The sequence below is a fragment of the Brevundimonas sp. UBA7507 genome (genome assembly GCF_002478355.1).
Taxonomy (GTDB): Bacteria; Pseudomonadota; Alphaproteobacteria; order Caulobacterales; family Caulobacteraceae; genus Brevundimonas; species Brevundimonas diminuta_D.
On record NZ_DLNP01000001.1, the window covers coordinates 215,636 to 237,001 of the forward strand.

A 21,366-nucleotide genomic window follows, 5' to 3' on the forward strand; every position below is an offset into this window, starting at 1 on the left:
GATGGGGAAGGGGAGGAAGGGGAAAGGCCGCGCCCTAGCCGTCGGGCGGCCGGTCGTAGAAGTCGACCCGCATCTTCATCGGCCCCAGCGGCTCGACGAAATGAACCTGCTGCGGTCCGATGCGGCCCGGCGTTCCGGGCTTCAGGACGGTGGTCATGTGAGGGTCGCTATAGGTCAGGCGAACTTCGCCCTCCAGCACCTGGATCAGGCCCCAGGTTCCGGCCTTGAGGCTGTGATCGGCTCGCAGGGCGGCGGGCAGGGTGGCGGCGTCGAACACCGGCGTGGAGCGATAGGGCGCTGGCGCAGAAGCGGCGTCGGGGCGGTCCGTCGGCTGTGATGTCTGACTGTGCGAGCGGCCGTTCATCGCCTTCGCTCCATTGATACATTGATAATGCATCTATAGCCCGCGTTTGAAACATGCAACGAGGATGCATATAATTTTCTGCGGCGCGATAACGCGCTGATCGCCAAAGCTCACGAGAGGCTGAATGCGCCTGACGCGCTACACCGACTACGCCATGCGGGTGCTGCTCTATCTGGGCGCGCGTCAGGATCGGCTGTGCTCGATCGCGGAGATCGCCCAGGCCTACGGCATTTCGCAGAACCATCTGATGAAGGTGGTCAGCGATCTGGTGAACGCGGGCTATCTGGTCAGCGTGCGCGGGCGGTTCGGCGGGGTGCGGCTGGCGCGTCCGCCGGATCAGATCAACGTCGGCGCCGTGGTGCGCCATACCGAGGACGGCTTCGATCTGGTCGACTGCGGCAGTTGCATCATCGCCCCGGCCTGCGGCCTGACGGGCGCCCTGCATCAGGCCCTGGCCGCCTTCATGAAGGTGCTGGACGGCTACACCCTGGAAGGCCTGCTCAGCCGCCGCGTCGACATGGCCGGTCTGTTCGAGCGGGCTGAGATCTAGAGCAAAGGTCGCATTGACGCTCGGCGCTCTTGGGGGTCTGATCGGGGTCGACCTTGACCCTGGGAGGCTGCGGCCATGGGCGATAGAGTGCGACATGAACACGCCAGCCTGATCCGTCAGGCGCTGGATGACGAGGGCGCCGGGGCGCGCTCGGCCTTGGCGGCGTCGTGGCGTCGGTCCGTGACCCTGTACGGCCTGGACCCCGGCGAACACGGCGCGGTCGAAACCATCACCGAGCAGCAGTTGCGCGAGGCGCGGCAGGCGATGGAGCCGATGACGCGCGCGGCCGAAGGCGTGCTGGACCGGCTGTTCCTGGCCGTCGGCGGGGTGGGGTGCTGCGTCCTGTTGACCAACGCCGAGGGGGTGCCGGTCGAGCGACGCGGGGCGGCCGCGGACGACGACACCTTCCACCGCTGGGGTCTCTGGCCCGGAGCCGTCTGGTCCGAGGCGGTCGAGGGCACCAACGGCATCGGCACGGCCCTGGCCGAGCATCGCGCCGTGACCATCCATCGCGAACAGCATTTCCACGCCCGCAACACGGGGCTGAGTTGCATCACCCACCCCATCCACGACCACATGGGGCGGCTGGCCGGGGCGCTGGACGTCTCGTCGTGTCGGGCGGATGCGACCGAGGCGATCATCGGGCTGATCTCGGCGGCGGTGGCCGATGCGGCGCGCGCGATCGAGGCGCAGAGTTTCCGCCAGGCCTTCGCCGATGCGCGCATCGTGCTGGCGGGCGGGGCCAGCGAGCGCAATACGGCGGCCCTGCTGGCGGTGGACCGGGACGATCTGGTGATCGGGGCCACGCGGGCGGCGCGTCTGTCCCTGTCCATCACCGACGAGCGGATCGCGGCCCAACTTCCGGCCTCCGACCTGCTGACGCCGGGCGAGGTCGAGGTCGATCTGCTGGAGGCCGAGCGCGGGGCGGTGCGTCGCGCCCTGGCCCGCACCGGGGGCAATGTCTCGGCGGCGGCGCGGGCCCTGGGCGTCAGCCGCGCCACCCTGCACCGCAAGCTGCACCGTCTGGGCCTGATCGACCTGAACTGACCGATCCCGACGGAAACTGTCGCAAGTCTGCGACAGGTGTGCGCCGCACCATCCGGGCGGCGTCTGGAACAGGCCGCCGGGCCGACCGACCTTGCCTCAAACGACGCCGACAATCGGCGCCCAAGGAAACCGCAAGGAGGCCGTTCCCATGACCAAACCCGAATTCGTCCGCGCCGTGACGCCGAAATACAAGGCGCGCTACGACAACTTCATCGGCGGCCAGTGGGTCGCGCCGGTCAACGGCCGCTATTTCGAGAACACCTCCCCGGTGAACGGCCGCGTCCTGTGCGAGGTGGCTCGCTCGGACGCGGCCGACGTCGAGCTGGCGCTGGACGCCGCCCACGCGGCCAGGGACGGCTGGGGCAAGACCAGCGTCGCCCAGCGCGCCCTGATCCTGAACCGCGTCGCCGACCGCATGGAGCAGAACCTTCAGGCCATCGCCGAGGCCGAGACCTGGGACAACGGCAAGCCGGTGCGCGAGACGCTCGCGGCCGACATCCCGCTGGCCATTGACCACTTCCGCTATTTCGCCGGCTGCATCCGGGCGCAGGAAGGCGGCATTTCCGAGCTGGACAACGACACGGTCGCCTATCACTTCCACGAGCCGCTGGGCGTGGTCGGCCAGATCATTCCGTGGAACTTCCCCATCCTGATGGCGGCGTGGAAGATCGCCCCGGCTCTGGCGGCGGGCAACTGCATCGTGCTGAAGCCGGCTGAGCAGACGCCGGCCTCCATCTTGCTGCTGGCCGAGCTGATCCAGGACATCCTGCCGCCGGGCGTGCTGAACATCGTCTCAGGCACGGGGATCGAGGTCGGCGAGCCGCTGGCCACCAATCCGCGCATCGCCAAGATCGCCTTCACCGGCTCGACCGCCGTCGGCCAGAAGATCATGGAATACGCCACCCAGAACATCATTCCGGTGACGCTGGAGCTGGGCGGCAAGTCGCCGAACATCTTCTTCAAGGACGTGATGGACGCCGACGACGCTTTCCTCGACAAGGCGCTGGAAGGCTTCGCCATGTTCGCGCTCAATCAGGGCGAGGTCTGCACCTGCCCCAGCCGCGCCCTGATCCACGAAGACATCTATGAGGCCTTCATCGAGAAGGCGATCGCCCGCGTCGAGGCCATCAAGCAGGGCGACCCGCTGGACCCGACCACCCAGGTCGGCGCCCAGGCCTCGGACCAGCAGCTGAAGAAGATCCTGTCCTATCTGAAGATCGGCAAGGACGAGGGCGCCGAGGTGTTGACCGGCGGCGACCAGGCCGTGTTGAAGGACGATCTGGCGGGCGGTTATTACGTCAAGCCGACGGTGTTCAAGGGCACCAACGACATGCGGATATTCCAGGAGGAGATCTTCGGCCCCGTTCTGGCCGTGACCACGTTCAAGACGCTGGAAGAGGCTATCGCCATCGCCAACGACACCGAATACGGCCTGGGCGCCGGGGTGTGGTCGCGCGACATGAACACCGCCTATCGCGCGGGCCGCGCCGTTCAGGCGGGCCGCGTCTGGACCAACTGCTACCACCAGTATCCGGCGCACGCGGCCTTCGGCGGCTACAAGAAGTCGGGCATTGGGCGCGAGAACCACCGCATGATGCTGGATCACTATCAGCAGACCAAGAACCTGCTGGTCAGCTACAGCCCGGACAAATTGGGCTTCTTCTGATTTCCATCAAGGCGCGGACTTCGGTTCGCGCCTTTTGTCTTGCGATTGCAACCCAGGAGGAAAGACCATGGCTGCAACCATGAAGGCCGCCGTCGTGCGGGAGTTCGGCAAGCCGCTGGTGATCGAGGACGCGCCGATCCCGACGCCCGGCCCCGGCATGATCCAGGTGAAGATTGAAGCCACCGGCGTCTGCCACACCGACCTGCACGCGGCCGAGGGCGACTGGCCGGTCAAGCCGAACCCGCCCTTCATTCCGGGTCACGAAGGCGTCGGCTACGTCTCGGGCGTCGGCGCCGGGGTCAAGCACGTCAAGGAAGGCGACCGCGTCGGCGTGCCGTGGCTCTACACCGCCTGCGGCCACTGCAAACACTGCCTCGGCGGCTGGGAGACCCTGTGCCACGAGCAACAGAACACCGGCTATTCGGTTAACGGCAGCTTCGCCGAATATGTGGTGGCCGATCCGAACTTCGTCGGCCATCTGCCTGACAACATCGGCTTCGAGGAGATCGCGCCGATCCTGTGCGCCGGGGTCACGGTCTACAAGGGCCTGAAGATGACCGACACCAAGCCGGGCGACTGGATGGTGATCTCGGGCGTCGGCGGTCTGGGCCATCTGGCCGTGCAGTACGCCAAGGCGATGGGGCTGAACGTGGCGGCGGTCGACATCGACGACGCCAAGCTGGATCTGGCTCGGCGGTTGGGCGCGACGGTGACGGTCAACGCCAAGACCTCCAACGACCCCGCCGCCGACATTAAGCGTCAGACCGACGGCGGCGCCCAGGGCGTGCTGGTCACCGCCGTCTCGCCCAAGGCGTTCGAACAGGCGCTGGGGATGACGTCGCGTGGGGCGACCGTGGCGCTGAACGGTCTGCCGGCGGGCGATTTCCCGCTGTCTATCTTCGACATGGTGCTGAACGGGACGACGGTGCGCGGCTCGATCGTCGGCACGCGTCTGGACCTTCAGGAGGCGCTGGACTTCGCCGCCGACGGCAAGGTGAAGTCGATCAACACGATCGAGCCGCTGGACAACATCAACGACATCTTCGCCCGGATGCACAAGGGCCAGATCGAAGGTCGCGTGGTCATGTCCATCGGCGGATAGAAAGGCTGCGGGCCGTCGTTTCGCGCGGCGGCCCGCAGGCCTAGCCGATCAGATTCAGGGCTACGGCGCTCTGATACAGCATATAGAGGGCCACCACGAAGATCAGGCCCGCGAAGACGCTGTTCAACAGGCCCTTGCGGCTGGACATCAGTTTGGCCAGCCGCGCGCCCGCCAACCCGCCCAGAACGCCGCCGCCGATGAAGACCGCCGCCAGCGGCCAGTCCACCCATCCCGCCAGCGCATAGTTGAAGGCGGTGGTCAGGCCGAAGGCGGTGACGCCGACCAGGGACGAGCCGACGGCGTAATAGATGGGCATGCCGGTCGACCCCATCAGGCTGGGCACGATCAGGAAGCCGCCGCCGATGCCGAAGAAGCCCGACAGCATCCCCGTGGCCGCGCCCGTGCCGACCAGTTTGGGCGCATTGCCCGCGTGCAGAGTCACATGCGGATCGCCCGCGGCCGAACGGCCGCGCAGCATCAGGGCGCCGACGATCAGCATCAGCACGGCGAACAGGGCCAGCAGCTTCTGCCCGTCCACGGCCTTGCCCAGGCTGGATCCCAGCGCCGCCCCGACCACGCCCGCCGCCGCGAACAGCAGGGCGATCTTCCACTTCACCGCCCCGTGTCGGGCGTGGTTCAGCAGATTGGCGAAGGCGTTGGCCGCCACGGCGAAGGCGCTGGTGCCGATGGCCAGGTGCGGATCCTTCACCCCCACCAGATAGACGATCAGCGGCACGGCCAGGATTGAGCCGCCCCCGCCCACCAGGCCCAGGGTGAAGCCGACCAGCGACCCCGCCCCGGCGCCCAGGCCATACTGCAAAAGGCTGAGCGACTCGCTCATTACGCGGCCTTCGTTCGCGGGGCGACGCCCGGCTCGACGCAGTCGGGGGCGCAAAGCCATTCGCGGCCCTTCAGCATCCCGACCCAGTAGATTTCCGGCAGGGCCTGCGCCTTCAGGTGCCAGGCGCGGCGCGTCGGCTGACGCCCGTCCAGCATCCACGCCGGGAAGCTGGGCAGCAGCTTGCCGCCATAGCCGAACTCGGCCAGCACGATCTTGCCGCGCTCGACCGTAAGGGGGCAGGAGCCGTAGCCGTCGTAGACCGCCTTCAGCGCCTTGCCGTCCAGCATGGAGATGACGTTCTCGGCCACGACCGGCGCCTGTTTGCGGGCGGCTGCGGCGGTCTTGGCGTTGGGCGCCGAGCAGGCGTCGCCCAGGCCGAAGACATTGTCGAGACGGTTGTGGTGTAGCGTCGACTGGTCGACGTCGATCCAGCCGCTGTCAGCCGCCAGCGGGCTGTTGCGAATGAAGTCGGGCGCGGTCTGCGGCGGGCAGACGTGGATCATGTCGAAATCGCGGACGACCTCACTGACGGCCCCATCGGCGTCGGTGACGGCGAAGGTCGCCTTGCGCGCCTCGCCGTCGATGGAGGTCAGGCGCGAGTTGAAGCGCAGGTCGACGCCGTAGCGGTCGATGTATTTCATCAGGGCGGGGACATAGTCCTTGACCCCGAACAGCACGGCCCCGGCGTTGTGGAACTCGATGTCCACGTCCTTGAGGGCGTCGGTGCGCTGCCAGTGGTCGGCTGACAGATACAGGGCCTTCTGAGGCGCGCCCGCGCATTTGATCGGCATGGGCGGCTGGGTGAACAGGGCGCGGCCGCCCTTAAGCTCCTGCACCAGCTTCCACGTATAGGGCGCCAGATCGAAGCGGTAGTTGGAGGTCACGCCGTTGCGGCCCAGCGTCTCGTTCAAGCCGGGGATGGCGTTCCAGTCCAGCTTGATGCCCGGCGCGGCGACCAGGGCGCGATAGCCGATGCGGCGGCCGTCCGACAGGCGCACCTGATCGGCCTCGGGCGCGAAGTCGACGACGCTGTCCTTGATCCAGCGGGCGCCCGTGGGGATCAGGCGGCAGGTCTCGCGCATGGTGCGCTCGGGCGTGAAGACGCCCGCGCCGACCAGGGTCCAGCCGGGCTGGTAATAGTGGCGCTCGGACGGCTCGACGATCACGACGTCAAGGCCGGGGCGGCGGCGCAGCAGGCTGGCCGCCGTGGCGATCCCGGCGGCGCCGCCGCCGACGATCAGGACGTCACAGGTTTCGGAAGCTTGCGGATGGGCCATGCCTCAGCCCTCCAGACGCGGGCCGAGCGGCGAGACGTCGTAGCCGGCGGCGGCGGCCAGGGCGACGATCTCTTCGGCCGGGCGCTCGCCCGCCTGCGACAGGGCCCACAGGAAGGTGGTGCGGGTGCCCGAGCGGCAGTAGCCGAGGATGGGCTGGGGCAGTTCGGCCAGCGCCGCCTTGAAGCGCGCTACGTCGTCCGGCGTCATGGCTCCGCCGCGAATGGGGATGTGGACGAAGGTCAGGCCTGCGGCCTCGGCGGCGGCGCGGATGTCCTCGGTCATCGGCTGGCCCGACTCTTCGGCGTCGGGGCGGTTGGAGATGATGGCGCGATAGCCTTGAGCGGCCGCCGTCTGGACCTCCTCAGGCAGGATCTGCGGCGAGACGTGCAGGCGGTCTTCCAGGGGGCGGATGTCCATGAGGCGGTTCTCTAGGCTTGAGGAAAGGAAGCGCGTCAGAGCGCGTTGATGGGCATTTTCAGGTAGCGGACGCCGTTGTCTTCTGGCTCGGGCATCCGGCCGCCGTTCATGTTGACCTGAACCGAAGGCAGGATCAGGCGCGGCATGGACAAGGTGGCGTCGCGGGCGTTCCGCATCTGGACGAACTCATCCTCGGTCACGCCGTCGTGGACGTGGATGTTGCAGGCGCACTGATCGCCGATGGTCGTCTCCCACGCGAACTCGGTGCGGGCGGGCGGCGCCTTGTAGTCGTGGCACAGGAAGACGCGCGCCGCGGCGGGCAGGGACAGCAGCCGCTTGATCGAGCGATACAGCGTCCGCGCGTCTCCGCCGGGGAAGTCGCAGCGCGCCGTGCCGTAATCGGGCATGAACAGGGTGTCGCCGGGGAAGACCGCGTCGCCGATCACATAGGCCAGACAGGCCGGAGTGTGGCCGGGCACGTGCAGGGCCGTGGCCTGAAGCCCGCCGATGGCGAAGCGGTCGCCGTCGTCGAAAAGTTGGTCGAACTGGCTGCCGTCGCGGCGGAACTCGGTCCCCTCGTTGAACACTTTGCCGAAGACGTCCTGCACCTTGATGATGTCGCGGCCGATAGCCAGGCGGCCGCCGAGGCGTTCCTGCAGGTAGGGCGCGGCCGACAGGTGATCGGCGTGAGCGTGGGTCTCCAGCAGCCAGTGAACCTCAAGGTCTTCGGCCTCGACATAGGCGATCAGGGCGTCGGCCGAGGCGGTCGAGGTGCGGCCAGAGGCGGGATCATAATCCAGCACGCTGTCGATGATGGCGCAGGCCCTGGAGTTCGGGTCGCGCACGACATGGCTGACGGTGAAGGTGGCTTCGTCAAAGAAGGATTTAACGACCGGGCGGCGGCTGGCTTCTGCCAGGGCGGTCTGGATCAAGTCCGCGGCGTGATCGCGGGCGGGGTCGATATGGGCGTCGGTCACGGCGTTTCTCCGCATTGATCTGAGTCAAGCAATTAGATATTTACATATTATATGCAAGTAAATGTTTTCAAGGTGCGCGCGGCCTCAGCGTCGCCTACCTCAGGGATATGGAAACCGACTCGATGACGGACACGCCTTTGCTGCGGCCTCTGCGGATCAATGAGGCGGCGCCGGATTTCGCCGCGCGCACGACGCGGGGCCAGCGTCGGCTGAGCGACTATCGCGGGCGGTGGCTGGCCTTCTTCTCGCACCCGGCGGATTTCACCCCGGTCTGCACCAGCGAGTTCATCGCCCTGGCCCGGCGTCAGGCGGACTTCAACGCCATCGGCTGCGAGCTGCTGGGTCTGTCGGTCGACAGCCTCTATTCCCACCTGGCCTGGCTGAAGGACATCCGTGACCGCTTCGGCGTGACGGTGGAGTTTCCGATCATCGAAGACCCTTCCATGGTCATCGCCCAGGCCTATGGGATGATCGACCCGGCGGCGCCCGACAGCGCCTCGGTGCGCGCCACCTTCGTCATTGATCCGAACGGCGTGGTGCGGGCGATCAGCTGGTATCCGATGAACGTCGGCCGCTCGATCGAGGAGCTGCTGCGGCTGGTCATGGCCCTGCAGGCGGCGGATCGGGAAGGGGCCTCGGCGCCCGAAGGCTGGACGCCGGGCGCGCCCCTGCTTCAGGCGGCGCCGACCGACCTGGGCGATGTGCTGTTGGGCGATGACGCCTGGTATTATCAACCGGCGTCGCGATGACCCCCGGCGGCGATCTGGAACGGTTGAAGGCGGCCGCGCCCGAGGCGGCTGAACTGCTGCGGCAACTGGCCAACGCCAATCGCCTGCTGATCCTGTGCCATATCGCTCAGCAAGAGCGTTCGGTCGGTCAGTTGGAACAGGAGCTGGGCCTGCGCCAACCGGGTCTGTCGCAACAGTTGGCCGAGCTGCGCCAGTCGGGGCTGGTGAAGACCCGGCGCGAGTCGCGCTCCATCTATTATTCGCTGGCTGACGAACGCGCCGAGGCCGTCATGGCCATGCTGCACCGCATCTTCTGCGACGATCCCAAGGCCCTGACCGAGGCCGTGCGTCAGGAAGCGGCGCCGGACCAGGCGCTTCCCCGCGGGGACGCCGCCCGTTTCGCCCGGATCATCCCGCCGCGCTGAACAATCGCGCCGCCTCATGCGACAAATCAGCGATTGAAGCTGACACTGATTATCATTAAGCGTCGAGGCGAAACGCCGCTGGCGTCGCTGATGAATGGGCGGAGAACGGGTCGATGGTCGAGGTGAGGTTGAGACGTCGGGCCCTGCTGCTGGGCGCCGCCGCCCTGATGGCGACCGGGGCCGCCGCCTGCACGCGCCGCGACCAGGCCGCGCCGACCTCCCTGCTGACCGATCTGCGCGACCGGCCGCTGGCGATCACTCCGCCGGTGACGAAGCTGTCGATCGACGACAGTCGCTTCCTGATCGCCCTGTCGCTGATTCACCCTGATCCGGTCAGCCTGCTGGCCGCCTGGGCGGGCGACGTGAACCGCCTCAGCCCGGACATCTACGCCGCCTATCTGGAGAGGTCGCCGACGCTGGCGGCCCTGCCCAAGACGCCGAGTTCGGCCGCCGCCTTCAATGTCGAAGCCGTGCTGGGCGCCCAGCCGCAGGTGGCCCTGGTGTCGCTGGATTCCGGCCCGACCGACGCCCAGACCGCCCAGCTGGAGCAGGCGGGCGTGCGCGTGGCCTACATCGACTTCTTCCAGCACCCGTTCCAGAACCAGCCGCGCAGCCTGTCCCTGCTGGGATCCATGATCGGCCGCGAGGAGCAGGCGGAAGCCTACAACGCCTTCCGCGCCGCCCGGTTGAAAGTCATCTCCGATCGTGTGGCCGGGCTGAAGGATGAGCAGAAGCCGACCGTCTTCCTGGAGGCCCACGCGGGCAACGGGCCGGACTGCTGCAACTCGGTGGGGGCCGGGAACATCGGCGACTATCTGACCTTCGTCGGCGCCCGCAACATCGGCGCCGAGGTGCTGAAACAGCCGTCGGGCAAGCTGAACCTGGAGTTCGTGGTCGAGCGCGATCCCGACATCTACATCGCCACCGGCGGCCCGCATCTGGAGAAGACCGGCGGCTTCGTCGTCGGCCCGAAATATGACGCAGAGACGTCGCGCGCCTCGCTGCGCCGCGTGGCCGGGCGGCGCGGCCTGTCGACCCTGAAGGCGGTGCGCGAGGGCAGGGTGCACGGTCTGTCGCACCAGCTGATCAACTCGCCCATCGACATCGTCGCTGCCGAAGTCCTGGCCAAGTGGATCCAGCCCGAGCTGTTCGCCGACCTGGACCCGCGCGCCACGCTGGACGCCATCAACAAGGACTTCCTGGCCGTCCCCTATCGCGGGGACTACTGGACCGACCTGGTCCCGGCCGCCTGATTTCATCCCGGAGAACCGTCATGATCACCCTTCGCAACGGCATTCTGACCGCCGCCGCCTTCGCCGCCCTGGCGATGGCGTCGACCGCCTCGGCCCAGACGATCGAGAAGACCGTCAAGGTCGCCCCCGGCGGCCTGTACGAGATCGTCTTCAATCCGGCCGACAACGACCTCTATGTCGCCGCCGTCGGCCCGCGCGGCGCCAACCAGGCCCAGATCGTGCGCCTGCAAGGTCAGACGCTGGCGCCGGAATCCTCGGTCGATGTCTCGGCCAACCCGCTCTACGGCCTGAACCTGAACACTCGCACCCAGGTGCTGTACGGCACGGACACGCGTTCGGGCGTGATCACGGCCATCAACGCCCGCACCGGCGAAGTGATCGCCACCATCCGCAACGGCGACGAAGAGGGCGCCCACGTTCGCCAGGTCGTCGTCGATGAGGCGAACAACAAGGTCTACATCAGTGTTGTCGGCGGCGAGGCGGGCGACGCCTCCAAGCCGAACCTGATCTGGGTCATCGACGGCGCGACCAACACGGTCGAACGCACCATCACCGCCACGGTCGGCGGCCTGACCGGCGCGGCGCTCGATCCCGCGACCAACCGCCTCTACGTCACGGGCATGAGCAGCAACGAAGTCGCCGCCATCGACCTGGCCACCGGGGAGACGGTCGGCAAATGGCCGTCGCACGGCGACTCGACCATCAACGTCGCCGTCGATTCCGAAGGCCGCCGCCTGTTCGTCGCCAATCAGAAATCGGGCGAACTGACGGTGCTGAACGCCGACACCGGCGCCCTGATTCACAAGGTCGCCACCGGCGCGGGCGCCCTGAGCGTCGCCTATAACGGCGCGGTCAAGCAGATTTACGTCGCTAACCGCCAGGCGGGCACGGTGACGGTGCTGGATTCCGACACCTATGCGGTGAAGGCTAACCTGGAGACGGGCACCTTCCCCCAGACCATCGCCATCGACCGCGCGACCAACGCCGTCTACGTCTCGAACAAGGCCCGCGGCCTGCCGCGCGGCGCCCCGGCGGGCACGCCGGTCCCGGTCGACCCGACCGGCGACGTGGTGACGCTGATCCGTCCCTGATCCGATCGGGACTGAATAAGGAAAGGCCCGGCCGCAGATGCAGCCGGGCCTTTTTCTTGGCTTGAAGAGATTGGCGGACGGGACGCTTAGCCCGTCAGCACGTCGTCGATCATGACCTGCAGCGCGCCGCGGTCGCAGCGCTGGACACGGGCCGAGACGCGATAGACCTCGGCCAGGATATCGGGCGTGATCGCCTCGTCCGGCGTTCCGAAGGCGACCAGCCGTCCCTTGGCCATGACGGCGATCCGGTCGGACACGCGCGCCGCCGCCTGCAGGTCGTGCAGGACGATCATCACCGTCATGCCCCGTTCGGCCGCCGCCTCGCGCGCCAGGTCCAGCACGCGCAGCTGATAGTGCAGGTCCAGGGCGCTGGTGGGTTCGTCCAGCAGCAGCAGGCGCGGCTCGCGCGCCAAAGCCTGGGCCAGACCCGCCAGTTGTTTCTGCCCGCCTGACAGCCGGTCCAGCCGCTGCCCGGCCAGGGCCTCGGCGTTGATCCGTTGCAGCACCTCATAGGCGCGCTCGGCCGCTTGGGCGTCGGTGTAGACGGCGCCGCGCAGGGGCGTGGCGCGGATCGAGGCCACCACCGTCTCCAGCACCGTCAGCGCCACGCCCTGCGGCAGGGTTTGGGGCATGTAGGTGACGCGCTTGGCCCGGTCGGCCAGCGACAGCCGGGTCAGTTCGGCCTCGTCCAGCCGGATCGAGCCGTGCGCCGGGATCAGGCCCGCCAGACTGCGCAGCAGGGTGCTCTTGCCCGCGCCGTTGGGGCCGACGACCGAGACGACTTCGCCTGCGGTCAGCGGCGGCAGGCTGAAGCCGCTGATGATGGGCTGGCCGCCGTAACCGGCGTCGAGGCCGCTGATCGTGAGGTCGCTCATGCCCGGCCTCCATTGCGGAAGATCAGCAGCAGGAAGACCGGCACCCCGATGACGGCGGTGACGATGCCGACGGGCATCAGTACGCCCGGCACGATGATCTTGGACGCCGCCGAGGCCAGCGACATGATGACCGCCCCGGCCAGGATGCTGGCGGGCAGGAAGTAGCGGTGATCCTCACCCACCAGCAGGCGGGCGATGTGCGGCCCGACCAGACCGATGAAGCCGATGGCGCCGACGAAGGCCACGGCCGTCGCCGACAGCAGGCTGACCCGCAGCAGCGACAGGAAGCGCAGCCGCTTCACATCGACGCCGAAGCTCATGGCCCGGTCCTCGCCCAGCCGCAGCGCCGTCAGGGCGCGCGACGACAGAAGCGAGAAGGGCGTCACCGCGACCAGCACGACCGCCAGGGCCGCGACATTGCTCCAGGTCGCGCGCGACAGCGAGCCCATGGTCCAGAACACCAGCTGCTGCAGCGCCTCGGCCGAGGACAGGAACTGCACCAGCGCCGTCAGGGCGTTGAAGGCGAAAACGAGCGCGATGCCGAACAGGACGATGCTCTCGATCCCCGACCCCTTCATCCGCGCCAGGGCCTGCAGCGCCAGCACCGAACCGAAGGCGAAGACGAAGGCGTTCAGCGGCACCAGCCAGTCGGCCCCGATGAAGGACGATCCCAGACCCAGCACGATCGCCAACGAAGCCCCAAACGACGCCGCCGACGAAACGCCCAGCGTAAAGGGGCTGGCCAGCGGATTGTTCAGCACGGTCTGCATTTCGGCGCCCGCCAGAGCCAGGGCGGCGCCGACCATCATCGCCATCAGGGCGTAGGGCAGGCGCACCTGCCAGACGATGGCCTGCTGGGCCGTGCTCAGGCTGGACGGGTCGAACACCCCTTGCAGCACCGTCAGGGGCGAGATCGACGACGGACCGGTGGCGATGTCCAGCAGCAGGGCCGCCGCCGCCAGCGCGGCCAGGACGGCGATCGCGAACAGCTTGGTCCGCACGCTTCTGGAATAGGCGACGACCGCCTCGGGCACGGCGTTTTCAGCGTTCGCCAATTCACGAACTCCACTCAGAGAATGCGTCGCAATACATATCAATGGCCAGATAGGCTAGGGTGGCCGTATGACGCTGACCTCGCCCGCCCCTGCAGACCCGTCCCAGAAGGACGCGGCTCCCGACACGACCCAGCCCTACGCTATCCGCCTGCCCGCTGTCGATGGCGCCCCCGCCGTGGACGTGCGGGTGGCGACGCCGCAGGGCGAACGGCCGCCCGGCGGCTGGCCGGTTCTGGTGCTGCTGGAGGGGGAGGCCTTCTTCGATACGGCCGCTCAGGTGTCCGGACGGCTGCTGCGGCGCTCGGCCAAGACGCGGGTGGAGGCGATGATGACGGCGGGCGTCAGCCTGTCGGGCGTGGCCGATCGCGTGGCCGCCTACGCCTTCACGCCGGGGCCGCAGGGCCAGGCGCCGGAGCCGCAGGGCGCAGCCTTGCTGGCGCGCCTGAGTTCGGAGGTGCTGCCGCAACTGGCGACCCTGGGCGCCGATCCCGCGCAGGCGGTGCTGATGGGCCATTCGATGTCGGGTCTTTTCGTTCTGGAGGCGCGCGCGGCCGGAGCGCCCTTCGCCCGCTACGCCGCGATCAGCCCGTCGATCTGGTGGAACCCGGCGGTGGTGGCCGCCCAGCCCGAGCGCGCGAACCTGCTGGTCGCCGTCGGCGCCCGTGAGGAGATGGAGGGGCTGCCGCCCGCGCACCTGGCTAGGCGCATGGTCTCCAACGCCCGCGATCTGGAGGCCCGTGGGGCGAGCCTGCGGGTGCTTGATGACGAGGATCACGGCTCGACCCCTTATGCGGCCCTGCCGGCCGTCCTGCGCTTCGCCGCGCCCTATCGAGGCTAGACGGGGCGGCGAGAAAAAGCCCCCGCGCCGGGCGCGGGGGCTGTTCGGATCAACGCGCCGGGCGGATGCGCAGCACGGAGTCGTTTCCGTCCGTGGTCCAGCCGGACTTGACCGCGACATAGACGTTGCCGCGCCCGTCGGTCGAGACGTGGTTCGCCACCGGCGGGGCGGGCAGGTTGGCGACGATGCGGCCGTCGACGTCCGTCACTGTCACCGTGCCCGCGCCGAAGGTGCTGACGAAGGCGCGACGCGACTTCGGCTCGAACACCACGTTCAGGGCGCCCGCGCCGACCGGGGTGTCGGCCACGACCGAACCGTCCGAACCGTCCAGCACCACCAGGTTGTCGGTGCCCTGGGCCGCGACGAAGATGCGGTCGGTCTGCGGATCGTGCGAGACGCCGATCACGCTGCGCGCGCCGGGCACGCGGAAGACGTTCAGCACGGTGTCGGCGGCGGCGTCGATGACCGCGACCTCATTGGTCGAGTTGGAGGCGACATACAGGCGGCGCGCCTCGCGGTCGTAGGAGACGCTGGCGGCCGAGAAGGTCTCGCCGCGCACGGTCGAGTCGATCTTGATGCGCTTGGCCACCGTCAGGCCGGCGGTGTCGAACACCACGACCTCGGGCTCGAAGGTGGCGCTGGCGTAGGCCTTGCCGTGCTCTTCGTCGATGACGACGTCGCGGGCGTGGTTGACCGTGCCCGGCTCGAACTGGCGCACCAGCGACAGGTCCGACTGGCGATAGACGGCGACCGTGTTCTGACGGCTGTTCGAGACCCAGACGGTGTCGTTGGCGTCATCCACGCCGACGCCGTAGACGGCGAAGACGCCGCCGTCCTGGGGCTGGCCGTCGCGGCCGGTGCGGCCCGGCGCGGCGGCCGGGGTGACGCGGGCCTCGACCGCCAGGGTGTCGGCGTTCAGACGCAGCAGTTCCGACTGACGCACCGGCGGGCGGCCGACCGCCGAGGTGGCGAAGACGGCGTTGCGCTTGGCGCTATAGGCGGTCTGGTACAGGCCGCGCGTGGGCTGGATGCTGGTGATCCGATAGGCCGCCTCGTTCGACAGCGGCACGTTCGGCGAGATCTTCAGATCGGCCAGAACGGCGTTGTAGGGCGATTGCGACACCGCCACGATCGGGTGGTTGCCGGGCTGGGCGTCGGGGGGCAGCGTCAGCTGCGCCTCGAAGCCGCCCTCGGCGTCGGCCGTGATCGGGCCGGTCGACAGCGGCGTCTGACCGTACATCAGGACGATGCTCTGGCCCGGATGGAAGCCGCGGCCATTGGCCACGACCGGGCCGCCCGGCAGGACGGGCTTGCCGCGCTCGCCGGACGAGAAGCCGACCTGGCCGCCGTCCAGACGCTCGGGCGCCGAGAACAGGGCCTGGGCCGAAGCCGTGGTCGGCACGGCGACGGCCGAAGCCGCCAGAAGGGCGCCGAAGGCGGCGCCGCGAAGGGATTTGCTCAGGGTGGTCATGATCGCAGTTTCTCCGGATCAGAAGCGGGTGGTCAGGCCAACGAAGAAGCGGCGGCCGGGCGAGTAGTAGCCGTCGCCGGCGGCGCCGCTGACCCTCTCGTTGAAGAGGTTGGAGACGCCGGTGCGCAGCGTCACCGTGTCGGACGCCTCATAAGCGGTGGTCAGGTCGAATTCTGTGCGGGCGTTGGTCAGGGTCGAGCCGCCGCTCAACTGTTCGCCGGTGTACTGGGCCGACAGCATGACCCCCAGACGATCGGTCGCCCGCCAGTCCAGCGAGGCGTAACCCGACCATTCCGGCGTGGTGATCAGGCTGGCCCCGGTGTCCAGGTTCTTGGCCTCGATCATCCAGGTGGCGTTGCCGCGCAGGGTCAGGTCGTAGGGCAGGGCCGCAGAACCGCTGAGCTCCAGGCCCTTGGTGCGGGCGCGCTGGACGTTCTCGTTCTTGGTCCACCAGCGGCCTTCGAAATAGCCCAGCGGCGCGTACTGGATCTTGTTCTCGAAGTCGGTGTGGAAATAGGTGGCGGCAAAGCTGTAGGCGTCGCCGTCATAGGCGAAGCCGAACTCGTAGCTGGTGCTTTCCTCGGGCTTGAGGTTCGGGTTGCCCGCCATCCAGCAGCCGCCCGAGGTGTAGACCAGCGGATTGCCGTTACCGTCCAGGATCGGATTGCCGTTCTTGTCCTTGGCGGCCATGCCGATCAGGCCCCGGCAGCCGTTGCCGCCGGACTGGGTCGCGGCGCCGGCGCTGTTTTCCTTCAGGGACGGGGCGCGGAAGCCCTTGGAGACGCCGCCGCGCAGGGTCCAGGCCTCGGCCGGGCGCCAGACCAGATAGGCGCGCGGGCTGAAGTGCTCGCCGTATTTGTCGTGGCTGTCCAGGCGGCCGCCGAGCGTCAGCAGCAGGTTTTCGCGCAGGGTGATCTGGTCCTCGGCGAAGATCGCCGCCGTGTCGCCCTTCAGCGTGGCGCCGGTGATGACGTTGCCGTCATAGTCGATCGGCACCGTGCCGATGGTGTCGGTGTTGGTCAGCTCTTCCTGGCGATACTGGGCGCCGAGGGCGAACTTGTGCTGCCAGACGAAGGTCTTCTCGAGGTTCCACAGGCCGTCGACGATCAGCTCCTCGAACTCAGCCGAGCCGCCGTATTCGCCCATCGCCTTGTTCTCGAAGGCGTTGCGATAGACGTCCAGGCGCGTCTTGCCGAAGGACCATTCGCCCTCGTGGCTGGCGCGGAAGTTGGTGCGTTCGGTTTCCGAGCCGAAGGCCCCCTGCGGCGTCAGCACGCCGTTGCGGTTCGGCACCAGCAGCTTGGGCGCTAGGGGCTCCTCCAACCCGTAGTTGGCCTCGAACGAGAGGTTGTGGTTCTCGACGGGCGCCCAGTTCAGCACGCCGTTCAGGCTCTTGTTGACGACGCCGCCCGTGCCGTTGGCGCCGGAGAGGTTCACTTCGTCCGGATTTGTGCGGGCGTAGGTCGCGCCCAGGCGCAGGCCCAGGTTCTCCGTGAGCGGGCCGGCCACGTTGACGCCCAGCTGATAGGCGTCGCCGCGCTCGGAATCCTCGGACCAAGTATAGCTGGTGTTGGCCGACCCGCGCCACGTCGGGGCGATCTTGCGGGTGATGATGTTGATGACGCCGCCCATGGCGTCGGAGCCGTAGAGCGACGACATCGGCCCGCGCACCACCTCGATGCGCTCGATCATGTCGGGCGAGATCCAGTTCAGATCCTGTCGGCCCAGGTCGGGGCGATAGCTGATGTCGCGCGAGTTGCCGACGCGGCGTCCGTCGACCAGCACCAGGGTGTAGTTGTCCGGCAGGCCGCGGATGGTGATCTTGGACATGGCGCCGGTCGGGCTGACGCCGCCGGTCACGCCGGGCAGGCGGCCCAGCAGTTCGCCCAGGCTCTGGACCGGCTGACGTTCGATCTCGTCGCGGGTGATGACGCTGACCGAAGCCGGGGCGTTGCGGACGTCCACGGCCGTTCCTGACGCCGTGACGATGACGTCGCCGACCGAGGTGGCCTGGGGATCGACGCCGGAGGCGTCCGGCAGGGCGGTCTCGGCCAGAACCGGCGAGGCGGCGAGAAGGGTTGATGTCATCAGGCCCAGCCCGATGCGGCGTTTCGAAAGGTGCATCTGCGCCCCCAAAGGCGTGCGTTGGCGGGCGACGAGCGCCCGAGGAGGGGAGGAAAGCTCGACCGTGCGAGCGGCTCGCTCCTAATAATCATTCGCAATATTGTCTCAATGTCGGATTCGGCATGGGGCCTATTCGCCCAGCCGCATGAGGGCGCGGCCGTCGGAGGCACGATGGGCCGGGGAGCAAAGGGCTATGTCGATGTGTTGCAATTAAGAGGCGTTCTTAATACAGCGAAGGCCGGCGCGTCGGGCGTCATGCAGCGAGGCCATATGTCGGGGCGACTTCCCCACCGCGTGGATTTCACCCTGCTTCAGCATCTTCAGGTGCTGATCGAGCAGCGCAGCGTCTCGCGCGCGGCCGAGCGTCTGGGCATCGGCCAGCCGGCGATGAGCCGCATCCTGGCCCGGCTGCGCGATCAGTTCGACGATCCCCTGCTGGTGCGCGGTCCGCGCGGCATGATGCCGACGCCGCGCGCCGAGGCCCTGTCCGGTCCCTTGCGCGCCTGGCTGGACGCGGGCGAGAGCCTGCTGCGCGACCCCGGCCTGGACGTCGGGCGGATGAAGCGGGTGTTCCGCCTGGCCTCCACCGACTTCGGCCTGCTCAGCGTCCTGACGCCGGCCCTGGCCCGTATCGAGCACGAGGCGTCGGGGGTGGAACTGGCGGTCGAGCCTCTGTCGGACGCCAGCCTGCGGCGGCTGGAGGACGGCCGGCTGGATCTGGTGCTGACGGGATGGAATCCCGAGGGCGCGGGGCTGAAGTCGCGCTGGCTGTTCCGCGAGACTCATCTGGGCCTGGCGCGGCCGGACCATCCTGTGCATCAGGCGACGCCGACGCACGCCGAACTGCTGCGCTGGCCCCATGTCGTCCCCTCGGCGGGGGACGGCTTCGGCGATTGGGTGGCGGATGACCTGCCGGACATGGCCGAGCGCCGCGTCCTGGTGCGGGCCGAGAGCTTCGCCCTGGTTCCCTATCTGTTGCAGACCAGCGAGGCGGTGGCCCTGCTGCCGCGTCGGGCGGCCGAGCATTTCGCGGCGACGCATGGTCTCGGCGCCTTTCCAGCGCCGCAGGAGATGCGGCCCTTCGACTACCACTTGGTCTGGCACGAACGCTCGGACGGGGACGCTGGAACCCAGTGGTTGATCGACGCCCTCTTCGCTGAATTCGAGCCAGGCCCCGCACCGGTGGGGGCTGAAGGCGCAGACGGTTCAGGAGACGGCCGGCAGCGCCAGTTCCACGGCTAGTCCGGGCCGGTTGTCGTCCAGCCGCAGTTCGCCGCCGTGCGCCCGCGCCACGGCGGCCACCATGGCCAGGCCCAGGCCCGCGCCGGAGGTATGGCCGCTCCCGCCCTGATCAAGGCGATAGAAGCGGCGCAGGATCTTGTCGCGCTCGGCTTCCGGCACGCCGGGGCCGTGGTCGGCGACGCGGACGACCGCCCGGCCTTTTTCGCTGCACGTCGAGACCTCGATCCGGCCGCCGCCATGGAAGACGGCGTTCTCGATCAGGTTGGCCAGGGCCTGTTGGATCAGGGCGGGGTCGGCCTCGACCGCTCCTGTAGGGGCGAGGGCGACGGTCAGGCACCCGCCCGCCTCTTCGACGAAGGGGCTGTAGATGTCGGCCACTGTGGCGGCCAGGGCGGCGAGGTCCAGCCGCTCGGTCTGCAAGGCGGCGTCGCCGCTCTCGATCCGCGCCAGGGTCACCAGGGCCTCGAACAGCGCGCTGACCTGGTCCGTCTCCTCCAGCGCGCGCTCGACGGCGGCCCCGCGCGCCTGGGCGTCGTCCATATTGGCGGCCAGATCCTCCAGCCGATTGCGGACCCGGTTCAGCGGCGCGCGCAGTTCGTGGGCCACGCCCTCGGACAGGGTTTTCAGCGTCGTCAGCGCCGCCTCCTGCCGGTCCAGCATTCGGTTGAGGTTGGCCGACAGCTCGTTGAACTCCCGCCCCAGGCCGACGGCGGGCAGGCGCGTCGAATCCTGGCCGGCGATGATGCGACCGACCGCCTGGTTGACGTCCTCCAGCCGCCGCAGGAACAGCCGTCCCGCGAACCAGCCGCCGGCCAGAGCCAGCAGGATCAGGACGATCCCGCTCATCAGGGCGTAGCGGCGGATGCCGCCGCGCAGCTCGTCCAGATGCTGGATGTCGCGTCCGACCGCCAGCAGGCCGCCGTCGGAGGCCCGCGCGCTCAGCGCCAGCATGTTCGGCGTCTGGTCGGGCCAGCGGGCGGGGCGCGCCTTGTTGGGCAGGTTGCGACGGAAGCCCGTCTCATTGACCGCCAGCCGCGTCAGGCCGTTGGAGAAGGTGCTGCCGTCCGGCGCCTCGACCAGCAGCAGATAGCGCCGGGCGTCGCGGTTGCGGGCTTCGGCGTTCAGCTCCTGCACCAACTGGGCCGTGCCGTGCCGGTCAGCGTCGGCGCGCATGACGTCCATCTGGTGGTTCAGCCCGTCGCGGACCTCGGCCTCGGCGAAGCGCATCAGGCCGTAGTCCACGCCCGCGATCATCACCGCCGCGCCCAGTCCGAACAGGGCCGAGAAGGCGGCGGCGTAGCGCAGGCTGGCCGTGGACCAGACCGAGGGGCGTTTGGGCTCAATCCGGGGCCTTGAGGACATAACCCACCCCCCGGATGGTGTGGATCAGCTCCTGATCGAAGCCGCGATCCACTTTGGCGCGTAGGCGGCTGATGTGGGCGTCGATCAGATTGGCGCGCGGGTCGAAATGAAAGCCCCACAGGCTCTCCAGCAGCATGGTGCGCGTCACGGCGTGACCGGCGTTGCGCGCCAGCCGCTCCAGCAGTTTGAACTCATGCGGGGTCAGGTCCAGCGTCCGGCCCGCGCGGGTGGCGCGGTGGGCGGCCACGTCGATCTCCAGATCGGCCACCCGATGCCGCGTCGTGGCTTCGGCCAGCGGGGGACGCCGCACCAGCGCCTGCAGCCGCGCGCTCAGTTCGCTGAAGGCGAAGGGCTTGACCAGATAGTCGTCGGCGCCCGCGTTCAACCCCGCCACCCGGTCGTCCACCGAGCCGAGCGCCGTCAGCATCAGCACCGGCGTCTTCAGCCCGCCCGCGCGCATGGCCTGGACCGCTTCCAGACCGGGCAGCCCCGGCATCATGCGGTCAACGACGATGGCGGCGTATGCGCCCTCCATCGCCATGTGCAGACCGGCCTCGCCGTCGCCCGCCTCATCGACCGTATGCCCCTGCTGGCGCAGGCCTTCGGCCACGAAGGCGCGGGTTCGGGCATCATCGTCAATGACAAGCATTCGCATAAGCGC

21 protein-coding genes are annotated in these 21,366 nt (G+C 68.6%); 10 read left to right on the forward strand and 11 right to left on the reverse strand.

Annotated elements, in window-relative coordinates; translation table 11 throughout:
- Positions 1-34 precede the first annotated feature (34 nt).
- Entirely contained in the window at positions 35-364 is a 330-nt protein-coding gene (locus B3D50_RS01050) for a DUF1971 domain-containing protein (protein ID WP_286948914.1), read from the reverse strand.
- A gap of 124 nt (positions 365-488) precedes the next feature.
- On the opposite strand from B3D50_RS01050, the gene B3D50_RS01055 reads away from it, so the two are divergent.
- The 4 genes from B3D50_RS01055 to adhP all read left to right on the forward strand — a co-directional run bounded on the left by B3D50_RS01055 (position 489) and on the right by adhP (position 4,729).
- The gene (locus B3D50_RS01055) at positions 489-914 is read left to right on the forward strand and encodes an RrF2 family transcriptional regulator (RefSeq protein ID WP_286948916.1); all 426 of its coding nucleotides are present in this window, start codon (positions 489-491) and stop codon (positions 912-914) included.
- A gap of 75 nt (positions 915-989) precedes the next feature.
- Entirely contained in the window at positions 990-1,961 is a 972-nt protein-coding gene (locus B3D50_RS01060; protein ID WP_269299989.1) for a GAF domain-containing protein, read from the forward strand.
- Between the two features lie 148 nt (positions 1,962-2,109).
- Positions 2,110-3,627, forward strand: a complete 1,518-nt coding sequence (locus tag B3D50_RS01065; RefSeq protein WP_088411167.1) for an aldehyde dehydrogenase family protein — start codon at positions 2,110-2,112, stop codon at positions 3,625-3,627.
- Between the two features lie 67 nt (positions 3,628-3,694).
- The gene (adhP, locus tag B3D50_RS01070) at positions 3,695-4,729 is read left to right on the forward strand and encodes an alcohol dehydrogenase AdhP (protein WP_088411168.1); all 1,035 of its coding nucleotides are present in this window, start codon (positions 3,695-3,697) and stop codon (positions 4,727-4,729) included.
- A 40-nt stretch (positions 4,730-4,769) separates the two neighbouring features.
- On the opposite strand, the gene B3D50_RS01075 is transcribed toward adhP, so the two are convergent.
- The 4 genes from B3D50_RS01075 to B3D50_RS01090 are packed head-to-tail and all read right to left on the reverse strand — an operon-like array spanning position 4,770 to position 8,256.
- Complete coding sequence (locus B3D50_RS01075; protein WP_286948922.1) at positions 4,770-5,570, reverse strand: sulfite exporter TauE/SafE family protein; 801 nt, start codon at positions 5,568-5,570, stop codon at positions 4,770-4,772.
- On the reverse strand, positions 5,570-6,847 hold the full coding sequence (locus B3D50_RS01080; protein ID WP_286948924.1) for an NAD(P)/FAD-dependent oxidoreductase: 1,278 nt from the start codon (positions 6,845-6,847) through the stop codon (positions 5,570-5,572). Before B3D50_RS01080 ends, B3D50_RS01075 begins: the two co-directional genes overlap by 1 nt.
- A 3-nt stretch (positions 6,848-6,850) precedes the next feature.
- Positions 6,851-7,264 carry a TIGR01244 family sulfur transferase gene (locus B3D50_RS01085; RefSeq protein WP_286948926.1) on the reverse strand — a complete coding sequence of 138 codons (414 nt, stop codon included), beginning with the start codon at positions 7,262-7,264 and terminating at the stop codon, positions 6,851-6,853.
- A gap of 35 nt (positions 7,265-7,299) precedes the next feature.
- Positions 7,300-8,256 carry an MBL fold metallo-hydrolase gene (locus B3D50_RS01090; RefSeq protein WP_286948928.1) on the reverse strand — a complete coding sequence of 319 codons (957 nt, stop codon included), beginning with the start codon at positions 8,254-8,256 and terminating at the stop codon, positions 7,300-7,302.
- Between the two features lie 92 nt (positions 8,257-8,348).
- On the opposite strand from B3D50_RS01090, the gene B3D50_RS01095 reads away from it, so the two are divergent.
- From B3D50_RS01095 to B3D50_RS01110, 4 genes are all read left to right on the forward strand, one after another.
- Positions 8,349-8,990: a peroxiredoxin gene (locus B3D50_RS01095; RefSeq protein WP_286948929.1), complete on the forward strand. Its 642-nt coding sequence runs from the start codon at positions 8,349-8,351 to the stop codon at positions 8,988-8,990.
- Complete coding sequence (locus B3D50_RS01100; RefSeq protein WP_076223458.1) at positions 8,987-9,394, forward strand: ArsR/SmtB family transcription factor; 408 nt, start codon at positions 8,987-8,989, stop codon at positions 9,392-9,394. Before B3D50_RS01095 ends, B3D50_RS01100 begins: the two co-directional genes overlap by 4 nt.
- A 122-nt stretch (positions 9,395-9,516) precedes the next feature.
- Positions 9,517-10,647, forward strand: coding sequence for an ABC transporter substrate-binding protein (locus B3D50_RS01105; RefSeq protein WP_286949104.1), 1,131 nt, complete (start codon positions 9,517-9,519; stop codon positions 10,645-10,647).
- 20 nt (positions 10,648-10,667) lie between these two features.
- Positions 10,668-11,738, forward strand: coding sequence for a YncE family protein (locus tag B3D50_RS01110; RefSeq protein WP_286948931.1), 1,071 nt, complete (start codon positions 10,668-10,670; stop codon positions 11,736-11,738).
- Positions 11,739-11,824: 86 nt separating this feature from the next.
- Here B3D50_RS01110 and B3D50_RS01115 read toward each other — a convergent pair whose 3' ends face one another.
- On the reverse strand, positions 11,825-12,613 hold the full coding sequence (locus B3D50_RS01115; protein ID WP_286948933.1) for an ABC transporter ATP-binding protein: 789 nt from the start codon (positions 12,611-12,613) through the stop codon (positions 11,825-11,827).
- Entirely contained in the window at positions 12,610-13,668 is a 1,059-nt protein-coding gene (locus B3D50_RS01120) for a FecCD family ABC transporter permease (RefSeq protein WP_286948935.1), read from the reverse strand. Before B3D50_RS01120 ends, B3D50_RS01115 begins: the two co-directional genes overlap by 4 nt.
- A 67-nt stretch (positions 13,669-13,735) precedes the next feature.
- On the opposite strand from B3D50_RS01120, the gene B3D50_RS01125 reads away from it, so the two are divergent.
- Complete coding sequence (locus B3D50_RS01125) at positions 13,736-14,506, forward strand: alpha/beta hydrolase (RefSeq protein WP_286948937.1); 771 nt, start codon at positions 13,736-13,738, stop codon at positions 14,504-14,506.
- Between the two features lie 49 nt (positions 14,507-14,555).
- Here the strand turns inward: B3D50_RS01125 and B3D50_RS01130 are convergent, their stop codons facing one another.
- On the reverse strand, positions 14,556-15,977 hold the full coding sequence (locus tag B3D50_RS01130) for a YncE family protein (protein ID WP_286948939.1): 1,422 nt from the start codon (positions 15,975-15,977) through the stop codon (positions 14,556-14,558).
- A gap of 18 nt (positions 15,978-15,995) precedes the next feature.
- Complete coding sequence (locus B3D50_RS01135) at positions 15,996-18,101, reverse strand: TonB-dependent receptor domain-containing protein (RefSeq protein WP_286948941.1); 2,106 nt, start codon at positions 18,099-18,101, stop codon at positions 15,996-15,998.
- 171 nt (positions 18,102-18,272) lie between these two features.
- On the opposite strand from B3D50_RS01135, the gene B3D50_RS01140 reads away from it, so the two are divergent.
- Positions 18,273-19,343 carry a LysR family transcriptional regulator gene (locus B3D50_RS01140; protein WP_286948943.1) on the forward strand — a complete coding sequence of 357 codons (1,071 nt, stop codon included), beginning with the start codon at positions 18,273-18,275 and terminating at the stop codon, positions 19,341-19,343.
- Here B3D50_RS01140 and B3D50_RS01145 read toward each other — a convergent pair.
- Together B3D50_RS01145 and B3D50_RS01150 are read right to left on the reverse strand one after the other, a co-directional pair.
- Complete coding sequence (locus B3D50_RS01145) at positions 19,308-20,705, reverse strand: sensor histidine kinase (RefSeq protein ID WP_286948946.1); 1,398 nt, start codon at positions 20,703-20,705, stop codon at positions 19,308-19,310. The genes B3D50_RS01140 and B3D50_RS01145 overlap by 36 nt on opposite strands.
- Positions 20,683-21,354, reverse strand: coding sequence for a response regulator transcription factor (locus B3D50_RS01150; RefSeq protein WP_313414200.1), 672 nt, complete (start codon positions 21,352-21,354; stop codon positions 20,683-20,685). The genes B3D50_RS01145 and B3D50_RS01150 overlap by 23 nt, the downstream gene beginning before the upstream one ends.
- Positions 21,355-21,366 lie beyond the last annotated feature (12 nt).

What these genes read in the sequence shown, in the direction of transcription:
- B3D50_RS01050 (WP_286948914.1), bottom strand. Translation starts at nt 364, where the DNA reads ATGAACGGCCGCTCGCACAGTCAGACATCACAGCCGACGGACCGCCCC.
- B3D50_RS01055 (WP_286948916.1), top strand. Translation starts at nt 489, where the DNA reads ATGCGCCTGACGCGCTACACCGACTACGCCATGCGGGTGCTGCTCTAT.
- B3D50_RS01060 (WP_269299989.1), top strand. Translation starts at nt 990, where the DNA reads ATGGGCGATAGAGTGCGACATGAACACGCCAGCCTGATCCGTCAGGCG.
- B3D50_RS01065 (WP_088411167.1), top strand. Translation starts at nt 2,110, where the DNA reads ATGACCAAACCCGAATTCGTCCGCGCCGTGACGCCGAAATACAAGGCG.
- adhP (WP_088411168.1), top strand. Translation starts at nt 3,695, where the DNA reads ATGGCTGCAACCATGAAGGCCGCCGTCGTGCGGGAGTTCGGCAAGCCG.
- B3D50_RS01075 (WP_286948922.1), bottom strand. Translation starts at nt 5,570, where the DNA reads ATGAGCGAGTCGCTCAGCCTTTTGCAGTATGGCCTGGGCGCCGGGGCG.
- B3D50_RS01080 (WP_286948924.1), bottom strand. Translation starts at nt 6,847, where the DNA reads ATGGCCCATCCGCAAGCTTCCGAAACCTGTGACGTCCTGATCGTCGGC.
- B3D50_RS01085 (WP_286948926.1), bottom strand. Translation starts at nt 7,264, where the DNA reads ATGGACATCCGCCCCCTGGAAGACCGCCTGCACGTCTCGCCGCAGATC.
- B3D50_RS01090 (WP_286948928.1), bottom strand. Translation starts at nt 8,256, where the DNA reads ATGCGGAGAAACGCCGTGACCGACGCCCATATCGACCCCGCCCGCGAT.
- B3D50_RS01095 (WP_286948929.1), top strand. Translation starts at nt 8,349, where the DNA reads ATGGAAACCGACTCGATGACGGACACGCCTTTGCTGCGGCCTCTGCGG.
- B3D50_RS01100 (WP_076223458.1), top strand. Translation starts at nt 8,987, where the DNA reads ATGACCCCCGGCGGCGATCTGGAACGGTTGAAGGCGGCCGCGCCCGAG.
- B3D50_RS01110 (WP_286948931.1), top strand. Translation starts at nt 10,668, where the DNA reads ATGATCACCCTTCGCAACGGCATTCTGACCGCCGCCGCCTTCGCCGCC.
- B3D50_RS01115 (WP_286948933.1), bottom strand. Translation starts at nt 12,613, where the DNA reads ATGAGCGACCTCACGATCAGCGGCCTCGACGCCGGTTACGGCGGCCAG.
- B3D50_RS01125 (WP_286948937.1), top strand. Translation starts at nt 13,736, where the DNA reads ATGACGCTGACCTCGCCCGCCCCTGCAGACCCGTCCCAGAAGGACGCG.
- B3D50_RS01130 (WP_286948939.1), bottom strand. Translation starts at nt 15,977, where the DNA reads ATGACCACCCTGAGCAAATCCCTTCGCGGCGCCGCCTTCGGCGCCCTT.
- B3D50_RS01135 (WP_286948941.1), bottom strand. Translation starts at nt 18,101, where the DNA reads ATGCACCTTTCGAAACGCCGCATCGGGCTGGGCCTGATGACATCAACC.
- B3D50_RS01140 (WP_286948943.1), top strand. Translation starts at nt 18,273, where the DNA reads ATGGGCCGGGGAGCAAAGGGCTATGTCGATGTGTTGCAATTAAGAGGC.
- B3D50_RS01145 (WP_286948946.1), bottom strand. Translation starts at nt 20,705, where the DNA reads ATGTCCTCAAGGCCCCGGATTGAGCCCAAACGCCCCTCGGTCTGGTCC.
- B3D50_RS01150 (WP_313414200.1), bottom strand. Translation starts at nt 21,354, where the DNA reads ATGCTTGTCATTGACGATGATGCCCGAACCCGCGCCTTCGTGGCCGAA.